Here is a 16379-nt window from a genome sequence, read left to right as displayed (position 1 = left end):
AGTTTGATGACCATGAGTGTGGAAACTCAAAAGGAAACCCTGGGCTTCCAGACCGAGGTGAAGCAACTGCTGCACCTCATGATCCATTCGCTGTATTCCAACAAGGAAATTTTCCTTCGCGAATTGATCTCGAACGCCTCTGACGCTGTCGACAAATTACGTTTCGAAGCCCTGTCCAAGCCTGAATTGCTGGAAGGCGGCGCGGAACTGAAGATCCGTGTGAGCTACGACAAAGACGCCAAAACCGTCACTCTCGAAGACAACGGTATCGGCATGAGCCGTGACGATGCGATCACCCACCTGGGAACCATCGCCAAATCCGGCACCGCAGATTTCATGAAGAACCTGTCGGGCGACCAGAAAAAAGATTCTCACCTGATCGGCCAGTTCGGCGTGGGCTTCTATTCGGCCTTCATCGTCGCCGACAAGGTTGAAGTCTTCAGCCGCCGCGCCGGCCTCGACGCCAGCGAAGGCGTGCACTGGGCTTCCAAGGGCGAGGGCGAATTCGAAATCGCCACGATCGACAAGGCTGACCGCGGTACCCGCATCGTGCTGCACCTGAAAGCCGGTGAAGACGAATTCGCCGATGGCTGGCGCCTGCGCAACATCATCAAGAAGTACTCCGACCACATCGCGTTGCCGATCGAGTTGCCCAAGGAACAGACCGTTGCCGAAGGCGAAGAAGCTCCGGCGGTGGAATGGGAAACCGTCAACCGCGCCAGCGCCCTGTGGACCCGTCCGCGTACCGAGATCAAGGACGAGGAATACCAGGAGTTCTACAAGCACATCGGCCACGACTACGAGAACCCGCTGAGCTGGAGCCACAACAAGGTTGAAGGCAAGCTCGAATACAGCTCGCTGCTCTACGTACCGGCCCGTGCTCCGTTCGACCTGTACCAGCGCGAAGCGCCAAAAGGCCTGAAGCTCTACGTGCAGCGCGTGTTCGTGATGGACCAGGCGGAATCCTTCTTGCCGCTGTACCTGCGCTTTATCAAAGGTGTGGTCGACTCCAACGACCTGTCGCTTAACGTCTCGCGGGAAATCCTGCAGAAAGATCCGATCATCGACTCCATGAAGTCGGCGCTGACCAAGCGCGTACTCGACATGCTGGAAAAGCTGGCGAAGAACGAGCCTGAGCAATACAAGAGCTTCTGGAAAAACTTCGGCCAGGTGATGAAAGAAGGCCCGGCGGAAGATTTTGCCAACAAGGAAAAAATCGCCGGCTTGCTGCGTTTTGCTTCGACTCAGGGCGAAGACGGCGAGCAGGTTGTGTCCCTGGCTGACTACCTGGCGCGCGCCAAGGAAGGTCAGGACAAGATCTACTACCTGACCGGCGAAACCTACGCTCAGGTCAAGAACAGCCCGCACCTGGAAGTCTTCCGCAAGAAAGGCATCGAAGTGTTGCTGCTGACCGACCGTATCGATGAGTGGCTGATGAGCTACCTCACCGAGTTCGACGGTAAGACCTTTGTCGACGTGGCCCGTGGTGACCTGGACCTGGGGAACCTGGACTCCGAAGAAGACAAGAAAGAAGCCGAAGAAGTCGCCAAGTCCAAAGAGGGCCTGGTGGAACGCATCAAGGCTTCCCTGGGCGAAGCAGTCAGCGAAGTGCGGGTTTCCCACCGCCTGACTGAATCCCCGGCGATCCTGGCCATCGGCGAGCAGGACCTGGGCATGCAGATGCGCCAGATCCTGGAAGCCAGCGGCCAGAAAGTGCCGGATTCCAAGCCGATCTTCGAATTCAACCCGTCTCACCCGCTGATCGAGAAACTCGATGGCGAGCAGAGCGAAGAGCGGTTTGGCGACCTGTCGCACATCCTCTTCGACCAGGCCGCCCTGGCAGCCGGCGACAGCTTGAAGGACCCGGCCGCGTATGTGCGCCGACTGAACAAGCTGTTGGTTGAATTGTCGGTTTAACACCGATGTAGAAAAACCCGCTTCGGCGGGTTTTTTCATTTGTAGGAGCGAGCTTGCTCGCGAAAAACGTCAACGATAACGCGTACATCCTGAATCAACGCGGTGCCCTGAAGTTTTTCGCGAGCAAGCTCGCTCCTACAGTCGCATTACCGTTTCTGCGTGTACCTCAACTGGAGTGAATCATGAGCCAAGTCACTGTACGTTCCGTGGTCTATCAGATTGATGGCCAGTCTTATGAAAGCCGTTTGGCGTTCGATGCCAGCCACAAAGGCCCGCTTCCGGGTTTGCTGATGGCGCCGAACTGGATGGGCGTGAGTGCGGGGGCCGAAGAGATCGCCAAGGCCGTTGCTGGCAAAGGCTACGTGGTGTTGATTGCCGACCTCTACGGGCAAAACGTACGGCCTTCAAATGGCGATGAGGCCGGTGCGGCGATGATGCCGTTGAAGGATGATCGCCCGCTGCTGAACAAACGCATGCAAGCGGCCTTCGAGCAACTGCAAGGCCAGACTGAAGCAGCAGTGGACACGTCGAAACTGGCCACCTTCGGCTTCTGCTTTGGCGGTTGCTGCTCCCTGGAACTGGCCCGTACCGGTGCGCCGTTGAAGGCCGCTGTGTCGTTCCATGGCACCCTGGATACACCGAACCCGGCGGATGCGAAGAACATCAAGGGTTCAGTGCTGGTGCTGCATGGCGCCGCGGACCCGTTGGTGCCCAAAGAGCAACTGCCGGCGTTCGAAGATGAAATGAACGCGGGGGGTGTGGATTGGCAGTTGCTCAGCTACGGCGGCGCAGTGCACTCCTTCACCGACCCCCATGCCAATGTGCCAGGCAAGATGATGTACGACGCCAAGACCGCTGCTCGGGCGTTCCAGGCGATGCATAACTTGTTGGATGAAGTGTTCAAGGGCTGATGCTTCGGCGCCTGTTCGGGCCTATTCGCGAGCAAGCCCGCTCCCACATTTGACTGCGTTCACAGGTCGAAATGTGGGAGCGGGCTTGCTCGCGAATGCTATTTAACAGGCAACTCGATTCTTTCTGACTCCCCCGGCACAGTGGGCCAATCCCCAGCCGCCCAGCGCTGCCTCGCCTGCTCGATCACCGCCGGATCACTCGCCACAAAATTCCAGTTGATCCGCCGCGGCCCATCCAGCGGCGCCCCGCCAAATACCATCAGGTGGCAATCACTCTCGGCATACAGGGTCATCTCCTGCCCAGTCGGCAATACCACCAGACTGTTCACCTCCAGCGCTTCACCGTCCAACTGCACCTCACCCTCCAGCACATACACCGCACGTTCCTCATGCTCATCGGCAATCAGCAGAGTCGTGGCGGTTTGCATCTGCACTTCGGCATACAGCGTCGGCGACAGCACCGGCACCGGGGATCTGAGGCAAAATCCATTACCGGCGATCAAGCGGATTTGCACACCGAGGTTATCGCTCACCGGCAAGCTCGCCGCGGGGTGATGGCTGTAGTGCCCCGGCCCCGTCTCGTGGTCCTTGGGCGAGGCCAGCCACACCTGCAGGCCATGCAGGTTGAAACCCCTGGCCTTGACCGCTTGCGGTGTGCGCTCGACGTGGGCAATCGCACTGCCGGCAGTCATCCAGCTGACATCGCCGGCTTGCACCACCTGGTCCGAGCCAAGGCTGTCCTTATGCTGCAAGGCGCCTTCAAACAGGTAGGTGAGAGTGGACAGGCCAATGTGGGGATGCTGGCGGATATTCATGCCGGTACCGGGCGCGTAGCGGGTCGGCAGCATATGGTCGAAAAACACAAAGGGCCCGACGCTACGGCATTCACGCGAGGGCAGGGGGCGCAGGATGGGCTGGCCTTCTACATCTTCGGGGCGAGGGCGAATTACGGTGAGGGGGGTCATGGGCATCCCAGTCTGAGCGGGTTGGATGCGATGAAGCATAACCCGCTCGGTGGGAAGTTGGGGCTATTGGCTGAAGGCGCCTTCCGACAATTTCGTCTCGATAGTGACTTCGGCGGTGGTCATCAGCTTATGTACCGGGCACTTATCGGCCACCCGATGCAGTTCATCGCGCTGGGCGTCGGTGAGAACGCCCTTGAGGGTCAGCTTGACGTTGAGCTTGTATTTACCCTTCTGCTCCTCAGTGCTGTCGTGGGTGACCTCCACGGTCACGCCGGTCAGCGGGATATCTTTTTTCTGCGCGTAGAGCCTTACGGTCAAGGCTTTGCACGACGCCAGCGCAGCATCGAAATAATCGTGAGGGGAGGGCGCCGAATCGTCACCGCCCAGGCTCTTGGGCAGGTCGGTAAACAGCTCGTGATTATTGATATTCACGCTGTGACGGAAGTTTTCAGCGTTGAGCGTATTGACGGTAACAGGCATGGCAAACCTCGTAAGGGCGCAGGATGAAGGTCATGCAGTTATAGAGCATGCTGGCACTCCAGTGTTCCGGTTTTTTCCATGCTGAACCCTGAAGGCTGGCGCAAGGTCTACCCGTATCCGCCCTTATTGAGGTTTTACCGTGTCTGGAGCCCGCCTGAGTCTCGCCTTGTTGCTCGCCGCCAGCAGCCTTGCCGTGCAGGCCCGTGACTATGCCTACAGCGACGCGCACCTGCATTACGTGGATTTTTTCCAGGAAACCGCCGGCATGGACAAGCTGCTCAAGGCCATGGCGGACAACCGCGTAGAGCACGTCATGATTTCCGGGATCCCCGTGGCCAAGAAATGGCACGAAGACGAGCCCAAGCGCCCGCGCTACTACGCCGGTGACGACGCCGATGCCTATTGGTACAGCGCAACGGATGTGATCGTCGCGGCGGCGGTCAATAAACTTTCCCCCGCGCAACGCCAGCACTTTCATCCGTTCCTGGCCGGTTTCAATCCCAACGACAAGAACTCTGCGGCCCATATCCAGCGCATGCTCGACCTCAACCCAGGGCTGTGGCAGGGCATCGGTGAAGTGTTCACCCGGCACGATGACCTTACCGCCCTGACCTCCGGCGACACGCCGCGTGCCAATAACGAAGCCATGACGCGCATCTACCACCTGGCGGCCGAAAACGACCTGCCGGTGATGCTGCACTCCAACATCACCTCCAAGCGTGAGCGCAACCCGCTGTACCTGGCGGAAGTCGAGCAGCCGCTACGCAACCACCCGCACACGCGTTTTATCTGGGCCCATGCCGGTACCAGCAAGGAAATCCACCGTCATCAGGTGCAAATGGATTTTTTGCTGCCCACCTTGAATCGTCTGCTTGAGGCGTATCCCAACCTGTATATCGACTTGTCCTGGAGCATGCTCACGCCGTATCTGCTGGATGAGGCGGGTAACCCTCGGCCTGAGTGGGTAAAGCTGGTGGAGCGCTTCCCGAATCGCTTCATGCTCGGCTCCGACGTCGTCGGGCGCTTCAACAAGTTGGGCAAGGAAATGCGCCGATTCGATCCTTTCCTCGATGCGTTGCCCGAAGACGTTGCCCACAAGGTCGCGCGCGACAACTTCCTGGCCATCCTGCCCAAGCCGCATCGCGATGGCGATGCGCGTTGATATCGCGTTTTGGTCTTACGCCAATGACCTCAGGTGCCGATAACGTCCAAGAGACCCGCTGCAGGTGGATGCAGTACTTTTGGAAGGAACCCTGGCATGAATATCCGCAGTTTGAATATCGCCCCTCGCGCCGGCCTGGGCTTTGGTGTGCTGGCGTTGATGGTGTTCGTCTTGGGCGGCTTTGCCCTGTTGCAGATGGCCAATATGCGCCAGCAGTCGGACCAGGTGGAGACCAACTGGCTGCCCAGCGTGATGGCGGTAGGGGAGATGAACCAGGATGTGTTGCGTATTCGGGCGCTGACGTTGCGCTTGCTGGTCAACCGCGACCCCCAGGCGGTGGCGCAGAACGAGCAGAAAATCGCCGAGATCAAAACCGATTTGCACCACGCTGAAGGCGTTTACGAGCCGTTGATTGTCTTGCCTGAGGAGCGTGTGCTGTTTGATCGCTTCAAGGTCGAGCAGCAGCAGTACCTGCAACGCCAGGAGCAGGTGGTGGGCTTATCCAAGGCCAATCGGCTGGAGGAGGCCATTGCGGTGGTCAATGGCGAAATGAATCAGATGGCCGACCAGATGGCTGTCACCCTGCGTGAGCTGGTCAATCTGAACAAGTCCAGCGCCAACGAGGCCGCCCGGCTGGCACAGCAGGTGTTCAGCCAGTCGCGGGTCTGGGTGATGGTCATGATTGGCGTCACAGCGTTGATCACGATCGGCCTGGCGGTGTGGCTGACGCGCAGCATCGTGCTGCCACTGGCACAGTCGTTGAAAGTGGCCCAGGGCGTTGCCAGTGGCGACTTGACCGGCGAGATCAGGCTCAGTGGCAGTGACGAGCCGGCGCGCTTGCAGCAGGCGCTCAAAAGTATGCAGGAGAGCTTGCGCGACACTATCCGGCGCATATCAGAGTCATCGAACCAATTGGCGTCGGCTTCCGAAGAACTCAGTTGCGTCACCGAGGATTCGACCCGCGGTTTGCACCAGCAGAACCAGGAAATCGAACAGGCGGCCACGGCGGTCAATCAGATGACGGTGGCGGTGGAGGAGGTGGCGAGCAATGCCGTGGCCACTTCCCAGGCGTCTCGCGAATCCGACCGGATTGCCCAGCAGGGGCGTGAGCAAGTACAGCAAACCGTGGTGTCGATTGAAGCCCTGGCGACCGATGTGACCGCCAATGTGACCCAGGTCGAGGAGTTGGCGCAAAAGGTCTATGGCATCAGCACAGTGCTGGACGTGATTCGCTCGATTGCCGAGCAAACCAACTTGCTGGCCCTGAACGCGGCCATTGAAGCGGCGCGAGCCGGGGATGCCGGGCGCGGGTTTGCGGTGGTGGCCGATGAGGTGCGGGCCTTGGCCCATCGCACGCAACAGTCGACCCAAGAAATCGAACAGATGATCAGTGGCATTCAGCAGGGCACCGACCTGGCCGTCAGCTCGATGCAGCAGAGCAACACGCGGGCGCGCTCCACATTGGACATCGCCAAATCGGCGGGCATGGCCCTGGAAGAGATTGCCTCGGCATTCACCTTGATCAACGAACGCAACCTGGTGATTGCCAGTGCCTCGGAGGAGCAGGCGGCGGTGGCCCGAGAGGTGGATCGCAACCTGATGAATATCCGCGACCTGGCGCACCAGACATCGACCGGGGCCAACCAGACCAGTGCGGCGAGCCAGGAGCTGTCGCGGTTGGCGGTGGATTTGAATTCGATGGTGGCGCGGTTTTCGGTGTAGGGCGGGAAACCGGGTTGGCCCATTCGCAGGCAAGCCAGCTCCCACACTGGACCGCGTTTCTCCAAGGTGAGCACGGTCGAATGTGGGAGCTGGCTTGCCTGCGATGAAGGCGACGCGGTTTCAAATCAAAGCACAAAAAAAGCCCCGAACCAGTCGGGGCTTTTTCATGTGATCAACCTGCGGGGCTTACTTGCCCTGCCAGCGCTTCAGTACCAGGGTGGCATTGGTGCCACCAAAGCCAAAGCTGTTGCTCATCACGGTGTCGATCTTGGCGTTTTCAACGGTCTTGGTCAGGATCGGCATATCGGCCACAACCGGATCAATTTCGTCGATGTTGGCCGAGCCGGCCATGAAGTTGCCTTCCATCATCAGCAGGCAGTAGATCGCTTCGTGAACGCCAGCGGCGCCCAGGGAGTGACCCGACAGGCTCTTGGTCGAGCTGATCTTCGGAGCCTTGTCGCCGAATACCGCACGCACGCCTTCCATTTCCTTGGCGTCGCCGACCGGAGTCGAGGTGCCGTGGGTGTTCAGGTAGTCGATTGGGGTGTCAACGGTGGACATTGCCATCTGCATGCAGCGGATGGCGCCTTCGCCGCTTGGGGCCACCATGTCGTAGCCGTCGGACGTCGCGCCGTAGCCGACGATTTCCGCGTAGATCTTGGCGCCACGGGCCAGAGCGTGTTCCAGCTCTTCAACCACGACCATGCCGCCACCGCCGGCAATGACGAAACCGTCACGCTTGGCGTCGTAGGCACGGGAGGCTTTTTCCGGGGTTTCGTTGTACTGAGTAGACAGTGCGCCCATGGCGTCGAACAGGAACGACTGGCTCCAATGCTCTTCTTCACCGCCGCCGGCGAAGACGATGTCCTGTTTGCCCAGTTGGATCTGCTCAACGGCAGTCCCGATGCAGTGGGCGCTGGTGGCGCACGCGGAGGAGATCGAGTAGTTCACGCCCTTGATCTGGAAGGGTGTGGCCAGGCAGGCGGAAACGGTGCTGCCCATGGTCCGCGTGACACGGTACGGGCCGACGCGCTTCACGCCTTTTTCGCGCAGGATGTCCAGCGCTTCCATCTGGTTGAGGGTCGATGCGCCGCCGGAGCCGGCGATCAGGCCGGTGCGTACGTTCGAAACCTGGTCTTCGCTCAGGCCGGAGTCGGCGATTGCGTCTTTCATGGCCAGGTAGGCGTAGGCGGCAGCGTGGCCGACGAAGCGATAGATCTTGCGATCGATCAGTTCTTCGAGGGGCAGGTCGATGGAGCCGGAAACCTGGCTACGCAGACCCATTTCGGCATATTCCGGGTTGAAGCGGATGCCAGGGCGACTTGCACGCAGGTTAGCGGTGACGGTCTCTTTGTCATTGCCCAGGCAAGAAACGATGCCCAGACCAGTGATAACGACGCGGCGCATGCGGATAACCCTTAAAAGTTGTCAGTGGAAGTGAATACGCCGACCCGAAGGCCTTCGGCAGTATAGATCTCGCGACCGTCGACAGTCACCGAACCGTCGGCGATGGCCAGGTTCAGCTTGCCCTTGAGGACGCGCTTGATTTGAATGTTATAGGTGACTTTCTTGGCGCTCGGCAGGACCTGGCCAAAGAACTTCACTTCGCCTGAACCCAGGGCGCGACCGCGGCCCGGCAGGCCTTGCCAGCCCAGGTAGAAACCGACCAGCTGCCACATGGCGTCAAGGCCCAGGCAGCCTGGCATCACAGGGTCACCTTCGAAGTGGCAAGCGAAGAACCACAGGTCCGGGGTGATATCCAGCTCGGCGACCAATTCACCTTTGCCGTACTTGCCACCCTCTTCGCTGATATGGGTGATGCGATCCACCATCAGCATGTTCGGGGCGGGCAGTTGCGCGTTACCTGGGCCGAACAGCTCACCGCGACTGCAGCGCAGCAGGTCTTCCCGAGTAAAGGCGTTTTGTTTGGTCATGCGAGCTCCTCAATAATCCCATGCGGCAGGGTAGGGCAAATCTTCCCGAACCGAATGAAGCGTTCATGCCTCATAGCGGCAGCCTACACATAGACTATTGCGTTGTAGTGAAAGTCACAGCGGCAAGGCACTGAATGTACACTTGTTCACTGAAATTTTAAACCGGGCCTGTTTATCGGCCCGTTCGGGTGCCTAAGACTGCCGCACTTTCGTCTTTCACGCCAGTCGCAGTTGGCTGATGGCGCGGCGCTATTGCACCCAGCGCTGCAGGATTTGCTGCAAATCCGTGCGTTTGAACGGCTTGGCCAGGTAATCGTTCATTCCGGCTGCCAGGCAGGCTTCGCGGTCGCCCTGCAAGGCGTTGGCGGTCAGGGCGATGATCGGTAGATCGGCGCAGCCGGGCAGTTGGCGAATCTGCCGCGTGGCTTCGTAGCCATCGATCAAGGGCAGGCGGCAATCCATCAGGATGGCGGTGAAAATCAGGCTCTCGGCGCTGCGGATCGCCTCGGCGCCGTCCGTGGCCAGGCTGACTTCAAAGCCCAGGCTGCGCAGCATCGCTTCGACCACGGTGCGGTTGACCGGGTTGTCTTCCACCAGCAGCACGTGGCGCCCGTCGCCGGCGCTGGCTTTGCCGAGCGCGTCAGGAGCGGCCACCGGCACATGCTGCTGGTCGATGGCCAGCGGAATTTCCAGGGTGAACACCGAGCCTCGACCTTCTTCGCTCTGGGCGCGCAAGGTACCTCCCATGCGCTCGGCCAGGGTGCGCGCAATCGGCAGGCCCAGGCCTGTTCCACCGTAACGCCTGGAAATCGAACTGTCGGCCTGCTGGAATGCATCGAACATCAATTCCAGGCGTTCAGCGGAAATGCCAATGCCGCTGTCGCGCACGGTGCAGGTGAACCACACCAACTCATGGTCCAGGGTTTGCCAGTGGGGCTCGACGGTCACGCTGCCACGTTCGGTAAATTTCAGTGCGTTGCCGATCAGGTTCACCAGGATCTGGCGGATCCGTGTCGGATCGCCGCGCACCCGCAGGGCCTCCATGCCCATGGGAATCGGCAGTTCCAGGCTCAGCCCACGCTGCTGGGCGCTGTGCTGGAAAGCCTGGGCGCAGCTGTTGATAAGGTCGGCGAGGTTGAACGCAATATGTTCCAGTTCCAGGGCGGCGCGTTCTATGCGCGAGAAATCAAGGATGTCATTGATCACCTTGAGCAAATGCTCGGTGGACTCGGACGCCAGCGCCGCATACTCGGTCTGCTCCTCGGTCATCTCGGTGGTTTCCAACAGTTGCAGCATGCCCAGCACGCCATTCATGGGCGTGCGCAGTTCATGGCTCATCATCGCCAGGAAATCCGACTTGGCGTTGTTCGCCCGCTCGGCTTCTTCACGGGTCTGGATCAGTTGGGCCATGGCTTGCTGCTGTTCGCGACTGGCCTGTTGAAGGCCCTCGGCCAGGTTGTTGATATGCCGCGAAAGGTCGCCCAATTCCGAGTCATCGACGATCGGCAATGGCGTTTTGTAGTCGCCTTGCTGGATGGCCTTGACCGCATGCCCCATGGCGCTGATTGGCTTTGACAGGCTCGCCGACAGGCGTCGCGCCAGCAGGAAGGTAAACAGCAGGGCGAACAGCGCCAGGATCCCAGCTTTGAACAGGATTTCCTGCTGGCGCTGGCTGAACGCATCATTGGACATGCCCACGATCACCCGCCCCAGGTAATCCGCGCGGGGGGCCTTGGGTTCGTTGAGGTTGTCCTGGAAAAAGTCATTGTTGAGCTGGATGTGTTGCAGGCGGATCGGTGCCTGGAACACCTTCACCGACAGCGAGCGATCATGTCGCTCGGACGGCTGCTCCACGTACACCAGGATGTTCTCGGCGCTGTCCTGGATCTCCAGGAAGCGTACATGGGGCGTGGCCAGGGTTGCACGCAGCAGGGATTCAAGCACGTCGTTGTTGCCGGAAATCACGCCGTACTCAGTGGCAGGGGCCAACTGGTTGGCGATCAGTTGACCGGTGTGGTCCAGTTCCTGGCGCAAATCCTGGATACGCACGAAGGTAAAGAAGCTGATGAGCAGCAGGGTCAACAGCAGCGCGGGGCCCAGGGTAATGAGCTGGGTGCGGGTGTTGATATCCCAACGACGGCGCAAGGTCATGGGCGTTTTTCTCCTTCTGCCAGGCGGGCGGCAACGGCGACTTCATCGACCTGTTCGATGCCCAGTGAGCGTGCGACTTGCGGGTTGCCCACGACTTTGAAGTGTTGCGGGTAGAGCGTGTGCGGCCAATTGGCCGGCGGCTGGTCCAGCAGGTGATTCAGCACGGCGAGCCAGTCGGCCTGATCGCTGTAGGTGCTGGCCAGGCTGCCGGCCCGCACAAACCCGGCATTGGGCCCTACCAACGGCAGTTGTTGGGCATAACTGCTCAGCAACAGGTTTTTCACGGTTTTGGGGTTGTACAGGTTCGGGTCGTCCAGGCCCAGTAGCACGTCGCTGTTCTTGAACAGGTTTTGCAGCGGCCGGCTGTCACTGGTGTTCTCCCAGAGCTGGGGCACGATTTCCAGGCCCATGGGCTTGGCGGATTGAGTCAGCTCGCGCAGCAGGAACTCACTGCCGGCATCGTAAAGCACGCCAACGCGCTGGGCCTGGGGCAGGATATGGGCGATCAGGCGCAACTGACGGTCCAGGGGCGGGTCGCTCCAGAGCAGGCTGATTTTCGCCGGATGGGTGTTGCCCAGGCGTTGCCGGGCCTGCAGGCGGCTGATGCGCAATACCAGGGTGGGCGGCCCTTGTTCATCCTGCAGTCGCCAGTCCAGGCCGGGCAGGTCAAGGAGGATCAGGCGGGTGCTGGCAGGCAAGTTCCTGGGCGCCGGCAACGCGTTGAGTGGGGTGAAGCTGACCTGGTCGTCGGGGCGCTGCTGGGCAAGGGCCTGGGTAAAGGCGCGCACGCCGGCGCTGTCTTCGGCGGCCGTCAGCAGGATGTTGGCGCTCCACGCCGGCGCCGCCAGCAACAGGCACGCGAGCAGCAGGCCACGGCGCCAAAACCGTGAAACCAAGAGGGTCATCCGTGACTGATCGGCCATGTCAGAAGTCCAGCTCGGCGCTGAAGTAGAGAACGTGGCGATGGTCGTAGTTGTTGTCGGCCCAGGTGGTGGGCTGGTTGTCCAGGCGTTGTTGCAACATGCCCGCCAGCTCCACATTGGTTTTGCCTACGGCGATGCGCTTGGCCACCCGCAGGTCGACCCGCTGGAAGCGATATTGGTTGAGTGCGTCGTCGCCATAGTAGAACAAGGCGCTGGACCAACCCTGGCCCCATTCACGCAGCCAACCGGCCGAGCCGCTGTTACGCGCGGTTTGCGCCTTGTCCCGCGGGTTGCTGGAGGTGGCGTCTACATAAGCATAGGTCAGGCGCAGGCGGTCGGCGTTACTCACGCGCCAGTCGAACTGCGACTCGGCACCGCTAAAGCGCGCACTATTGGCGTTGCTGGCGATGTATTGGTTGTTACGTAGCGGGGAGCTGATCATGTCGGTGATTTCGTCATAGAACAGCTTCACGTCGACATTCAGCCCCAGCTCGGCAAAGAAGCCGTTGTAGCCCAGCTCGCGCGAGCGCATCAACTCTTTGTCGAGGTTGCCGGGGCCGCGCGTCACGACAAAATATTGCCCGGCGTTTTGCCCGTAGGTCGGGGAGCTGAGATTGGTGACGCGGTAGCTCCAATTGACGTTGTTCTCAAACATGTCCGGCGAGCGTATCGCCTCGGAGTAAACCGCGCGCAAGCCGTGGCGGGGGTTGATCAGGTAATTGACCGCCACCCGTGGCGTCAGCGAGTTGCCGCTCAGGTGGGTGTCTTCATACATGGCGCCACCTTGCAGCAGCCAGTGCTCGCTGGCGCGCCATTCCAGGTGCCCGAACAGGCGCCAGGTGGTGTCGTCCAGGGTGCCATTGAAGTAGGTCTCGGAATCAGCGCGGTCGTAGCGGTAATTCATGCCGCTGACCAGGCGCAGGCTGTCGGAGAGGCTGAGCGTGTCCTGGATCTCCAGGTCGTAGCGGCTTTCACGGGTGCTCTGGTCGATATCGCCGCACACGCTCTGGTTGGCGCCGTTGCGCCACTGGTCCAGCACCTGGTTGGCCAAGGCCTGTTCGGCGGCGTTACCCGGTGGGGCGGAGCCTTGGCTGTAAGTGTCCATGTGCCGCGCCAGCAATTCGGCATAGTTTGGGTTGAGCTGCCATAGCTGGGTCAGTTCAGGGCTGAACGAGGCCTTGGCGTCACAGGCTTTCCAGATTTGCTTGCGGTCCCATTGCTGTGCCGAGCCCTGGATATACAGGCTGTGGTCGGGGTTGAAGTCGAAGTTCCAGCGCAGGGAGCCCGCGTAGTCTTTGGCGGTGACGTCGGAATTGCTGCCGCCTTCGGTAATCCCGGCAAACACTGGGGTGTAGGTATAAGGGCGCTGGTTGGTGCCTTCCTTGACGTTCAGTTGCCAGTCGAGGCTTTGTTGCGCGTTCAAGGTCTGGCTCACCGCCAGGCTGAAACGGTTGAGACGGCGCCCGTCACGGCGGTCGGCGCCGGCCGCGTCACTGTCAAATCCATCGTCCTGTTGCCCGGACAGGGACAAGCGCAAATCGCCGGTCTCCCAGCCCACACCCTGGCTGGCATAGAAGTCATTGATGCCACGCTCGCCACGGATGACCTTTACCCGCGAGCCGTGGCTGTTGGCCGGCGAGCGGGTGAGGATATTCACCACCGCCATCAGCGCATTGGCACCGTAGCTGACCGTGTTGGGGCCGCGAAACACCTCGATGCGCTCGATATCCTCCATGGCCACCGGGATATCGCTCCAGTCCACCGTGGCCAGGCCGGCGCGGTAGACCGAGCGCCCATCGATCAGCACCTGCATGCGCCGTGCATCGCTGGCGCTGGTGCCGTGGTAATTCACTGAGGCCTGGTTACCGCTGGTGTAGCCGACCATCATCCCCGGGACCAGCCGCAGCAGTTCCGAGATGTCCCGGGCGCCGCTGGCCTTGATCAGCTCACTGTCGATCACCGTCATGCTGCCGGGCACGGCGGCGGCCGATTGCTTGAGGCGCGTGGCGGTCAAGACCTGCGGCAGCGGCTGGCTGTCGAGGAATAGATCGTCGGCTTGCGCGCAGGTAGCGCACGCCAGCATCAATAACAGTGATGAGCGAGGAGGGGGGCCTAGATACACGGCACGGCCTTGTTAATTGCGGATAGCCGCCCATGTTAACCGAGGCGCGGCTATTTGCCAGTCGTAGGACTTGCAATTACTTCGCACATCCATGGCATTTTCCGACAACCCCGCGAATTGATACGGGGGCTGGCCGCAAGCCGGGCGCCCCGTATAATGCCGCCATCGCCACTGGTATGGATTAACGGATTGCATATGACTGAACAGCGCCCTATTGCGGTCCTGGGAGGCGGAAGTTTTGGTACCGCCGTGGCTAACCTGCTGGCCGAGAACGGCCACGCGGTGCGCCAGTGGATGCGCGACCCCGAGCAGGCCGAAGCCATTCGCGTGCATCGCGAAAACCCCCGTTACCTTAAAGGTATCAAGATTCATCCTGCCGTCGAGCCGGTGACCGACCTGCTGGAAACCCTCACGGCCTGCGACCTGTGCTTCGTCGCGCTGCCTTCCAGCGCCTTGCGCTCGGTATTGGCGCCCCACGCCGAACGCCTGGCCGGCAAGCTGCTGGTCAGCCTGACCAAGGGCATCGAGGCCCACACCTTCAAGTTGATGAGTGAAATCCTCACCGAAATAGCCCCGCAGGCGCGTATTGGCGTGCTGTCCGGGCCGAACCTGGCGCGGGAAGTTGCCGAGCACGCATTGACCGCCACCGTGGTTGCCAGTGAAGACGAGGCCTTGTGCGAGCGCGTCCAGGCCGTGCTGCATGGCCGTACCTTCCGGGTCTACGCCAGCGCCGATCGCTTCGGCGTCGAATTGGGCGGGGCGTTGAAAAACGTCTACGCGATCATTGCCGGCATGGCCGTGGCCCTGGGCATGGGCGAAAACACCAAGAGCATGCTGATTACCCGGGCTCTGGCCGAGATGACCCGTTTTGCGGTGAACCAGGGCGCCAACCCCATGACCTTCCTCGGCCTGGCGGGCGTGGGTGACTTGATCGTCACCTGTTCATCGCCTAAAAGCCGCAATTATCAGGTCGGGTTTGCGCTGGGCCAAGGGCTGAGCCTGGACGAGGCGGTGACGCGCCTGGGCGAAGTGGCCGAAGGGGTCAACACCCTCAAGGTCTTGAAGGCCAAGGCCCAGGAAGTGGGCGTATATATGCCGCTGGTCGCCGGGCTGCACGCGATCCTGTTCGAAGGGCGCACCTTGAACCAGGTCATCGAGTTGCTGATGCGGGCCGAGCCCAAAACCGATGTCGACTTTATTTCCACCAGTGGTTTCAACTGAGGAACGCGTCATGAACGATCCCAAAGCTGCCCCTCCTTACGAGTCGATTGTCTTGCGCATCCTGTGGATGCTGGTGTTTGCGCTGGTATGGCAGGTGGCGCAATTCCTGCTCGGCGCGCTGGTGGTGGTGCAATTGATTTACCGGCTGATCTACGGCGCGCCGAACCTGGGCCTGATGAATTTTGGCGACAGCCTCAGCCAGTTCCTGGCGCAGATCGGCCGCTTTGGCAGCTTCCACACTGAACAAAAGCCTTGGCCGTTCGCCGATTGGCCAACCCCGCGTGCGCCCGAAGGTGAAGCGGCCCACAGCGTACCGCCGGCACCGCACCCGGTGCGTGATGAAGAGCCGAAGCTATGAAGGTATGGATTTTGCGTCACGGTGAGGCCCAAGCGCATGCGCGCACGGACGCCGAGCGCAACCTTACCGAGCATGGGCGTGCCGAAGTCTTGCGCAGTGCTGCGCACCTGATTGGCCAGCCCTTGGGCGCCATCATTGCCAGCCCTTATGTACGGGCGCAGCAGACGGCGCAGTTGGTGCGCGATGTGCTGGGGTTTCAGGCCGATATCGTTACGGTGCCGTGGCTGACGCCCGATGGGGATGTTCAACAGGTGCTGAAGAAACTCGACAGCGATGACGACGTGCTGTTGGTCAGCCACCAGCCGTTGGTGGGCAACCTGATCAGTTTTTTGCAGCATGGGCATCAGCGTCAGCCACAGCCGATGTATACGGCCAGCTTGGCGCAGCTTGAGGGGGACTTTCCGTTGGCGGGGTTGATGAGTCTGGTCGATGTGAAGAATCCCTAACGCACTCCAACTGTGGGAGCTGGCTTGCCTGCGATGACAGCCTCCCAGCCGATACCTGTCCACCTGA

Annotated in this window: 14 protein-coding genes and 1 pseudogene; 8 read left to right on the top strand and 7 right to left on the bottom strand. The window is 60.7% G+C overall.

Annotated features, from left to right (window positions below):
• Positions 1–12: 12 nt before the first annotated feature.
• Together htpG and MF6394_RS15585 are read left to right on the top strand one after the other, a co-directional pair.
• On the top strand, positions 13–1917 hold the full coding sequence (htpG, locus tag MF6394_RS15590; protein ID WP_032897536.1) for a molecular chaperone HtpG: 1905 nt from the start codon (positions 13–15) through the stop codon (positions 1915–1917).
• Between the two features lie 182 nt (positions 1918–2099).
• Positions 2100–2828, top strand: a complete 729-nt coding sequence (locus tag MF6394_RS15585) for a dienelactone hydrolase family protein (RefSeq protein WP_078467009.1) — start codon at positions 2100–2102, stop codon at positions 2826–2828.
• Positions 2829–2926: 98 nt separating this feature from the next.
• On the opposite strand, the gene MF6394_RS15580 is transcribed toward MF6394_RS15585, so the two are convergent.
• Both MF6394_RS15580 and MF6394_RS15575 read right to left on the bottom strand, forming a co-directional pair.
• Positions 2927–3793 carry a pirin family protein gene (locus tag MF6394_RS15580; protein WP_069558172.1) on the bottom strand — a complete coding sequence of 289 codons (867 nt, stop codon included), beginning with the start codon at positions 3791–3793 and terminating at the stop codon, positions 2927–2929.
• Between the two features lie 63 nt (positions 3794–3856).
• Complete coding sequence (locus MF6394_RS15575) at positions 3857–4273, bottom strand: OsmC family protein (protein WP_003190027.1); 417 nt, start codon at positions 4271–4273, stop codon at positions 3857–3859.
• 139 nt (positions 4274–4412) lie between these two features.
• Here MF6394_RS15575 and MF6394_RS15570 point away from each other — a divergent pair, with 139 nt between their 5' ends.
• The 3 genes and pseudogenes from MF6394_RS15570 to MF6394_RS35190 all read left to right on the top strand — a co-directional run bounded on the left by MF6394_RS15570 (position 4413) and on the right by MF6394_RS35190 (position 7157).
• A complete protein-coding gene (locus MF6394_RS15570) occupies positions 4413–5435 on the top strand; it encodes an amidohydrolase family protein (RefSeq protein ID WP_078467008.1) in 1023 nt (340 codons plus the stop codon).
• Between the two features lie 96 nt (positions 5436–5531).
• Positions 5532–6302: pseudogene (locus MF6394_RS35195) on the top strand (MCP four helix bundle domain-containing protein); the annotation flags it as partial.
• The gene (locus MF6394_RS35190) at positions 6294–7157 is read left to right on the top strand and encodes a methyl-accepting chemotaxis protein (protein WP_410174427.1); all 864 of its coding nucleotides are present in this window, start codon (positions 6294–6296) and stop codon (positions 7155–7157) included. The pseudogene MF6394_RS35195 and the gene MF6394_RS35190, both read left to right, overlap by 9 nt.
• A 186-nt stretch (positions 7158–7343) precedes the next feature.
• On the opposite strand, the gene fabB is transcribed toward MF6394_RS35190, so the two are convergent.
• The 5 genes from fabB to MF6394_RS15540 form a co-directional block, all read right to left on the bottom strand.
• Entirely contained in the window at positions 7344–8564 is a 1221-nt protein-coding gene (gene fabB / locus MF6394_RS15560; RefSeq protein WP_003190033.1) for a beta-ketoacyl-ACP synthase I, read from the bottom strand.
• A gap of 11 nt (positions 8565–8575) precedes the next feature.
• Complete coding sequence (gene fabA / locus MF6394_RS15555; RefSeq protein ID WP_003190035.1) at positions 8576–9091, bottom strand: 3-hydroxyacyl-[acyl-carrier-protein] dehydratase FabA; 516 nt, start codon at positions 9089–9091, stop codon at positions 8576–8578.
• Positions 9092–9340: 249 nt separating this feature from the next.
• Positions 9341–11242 carry an ATP-binding protein gene (locus MF6394_RS15550; protein WP_044273022.1) on the bottom strand — a complete coding sequence of 634 codons (1902 nt, stop codon included), beginning with the start codon at positions 11240–11242 and terminating at the stop codon, positions 9341–9343.
• Complete coding sequence (locus MF6394_RS15545; RefSeq protein ID WP_047710432.1) at positions 11239–12165, bottom strand: ABC transporter substrate-binding protein; 927 nt, start codon at positions 12163–12165, stop codon at positions 11239–11241. The genes MF6394_RS15550 and MF6394_RS15545 overlap by 4 nt, the downstream gene beginning before the upstream one ends.
• 1 nt (position 12166) lies before the next feature.
• On the bottom strand, positions 12167–14287 hold the full coding sequence (locus tag MF6394_RS15540; RefSeq protein ID WP_102047792.1) for a TonB-dependent receptor plug domain-containing protein: 2121 nt from the start codon (positions 14285–14287) through the stop codon (positions 12167–12169).
• A 195-nt stretch (positions 14288–14482) separates the two neighbouring features.
• Between MF6394_RS15540 and MF6394_RS15535 the strand changes: the two genes are divergently transcribed.
• The 3 genes from MF6394_RS15535 to sixA are packed head-to-tail and all read left to right on the top strand — an operon-like array spanning position 14483 to position 16312.
• The gene (locus MF6394_RS15535) at positions 14483–15508 is read left to right on the top strand and encodes an NAD(P)H-dependent glycerol-3-phosphate dehydrogenase (RefSeq protein ID WP_044273025.1); all 1026 of its coding nucleotides are present in this window, start codon (positions 14483–14485) and stop codon (positions 15506–15508) included.
• A 10-nt stretch (positions 15509–15518) separates the two neighbouring features.
• Positions 15519–15866, top strand: a complete 348-nt coding sequence (locus MF6394_RS15530) for a DUF4389 domain-containing protein (protein WP_003190047.1) — start codon at positions 15519–15521, stop codon at positions 15864–15866.
• Positions 15863–16312 carry a phosphohistidine phosphatase SixA gene (gene sixA / locus MF6394_RS15525; RefSeq protein WP_047710433.1) on the top strand — a complete coding sequence of 150 codons (450 nt, stop codon included), beginning with the start codon at positions 15863–15865 and terminating at the stop codon, positions 16310–16312. Before MF6394_RS15530 ends, sixA begins: the two co-directional genes overlap by 4 nt.
• The last annotated feature ends 67 nt before the right edge of the window (positions 16313–16379 follow it).

The organism is Pseudomonas sp. MF6394 (assembly GCF_002018845.1).
In the GTDB taxonomy this organism is placed as follows: domain Bacteria; phylum Pseudomonadota; class Gammaproteobacteria; order Pseudomonadales; family Pseudomonadaceae; genus Aquipseudomonas; species Aquipseudomonas lactis.
Note: the sequence above shows the minus strand (reverse complement) of the source record. Positions and strands in the feature narration are given on the sequence as shown.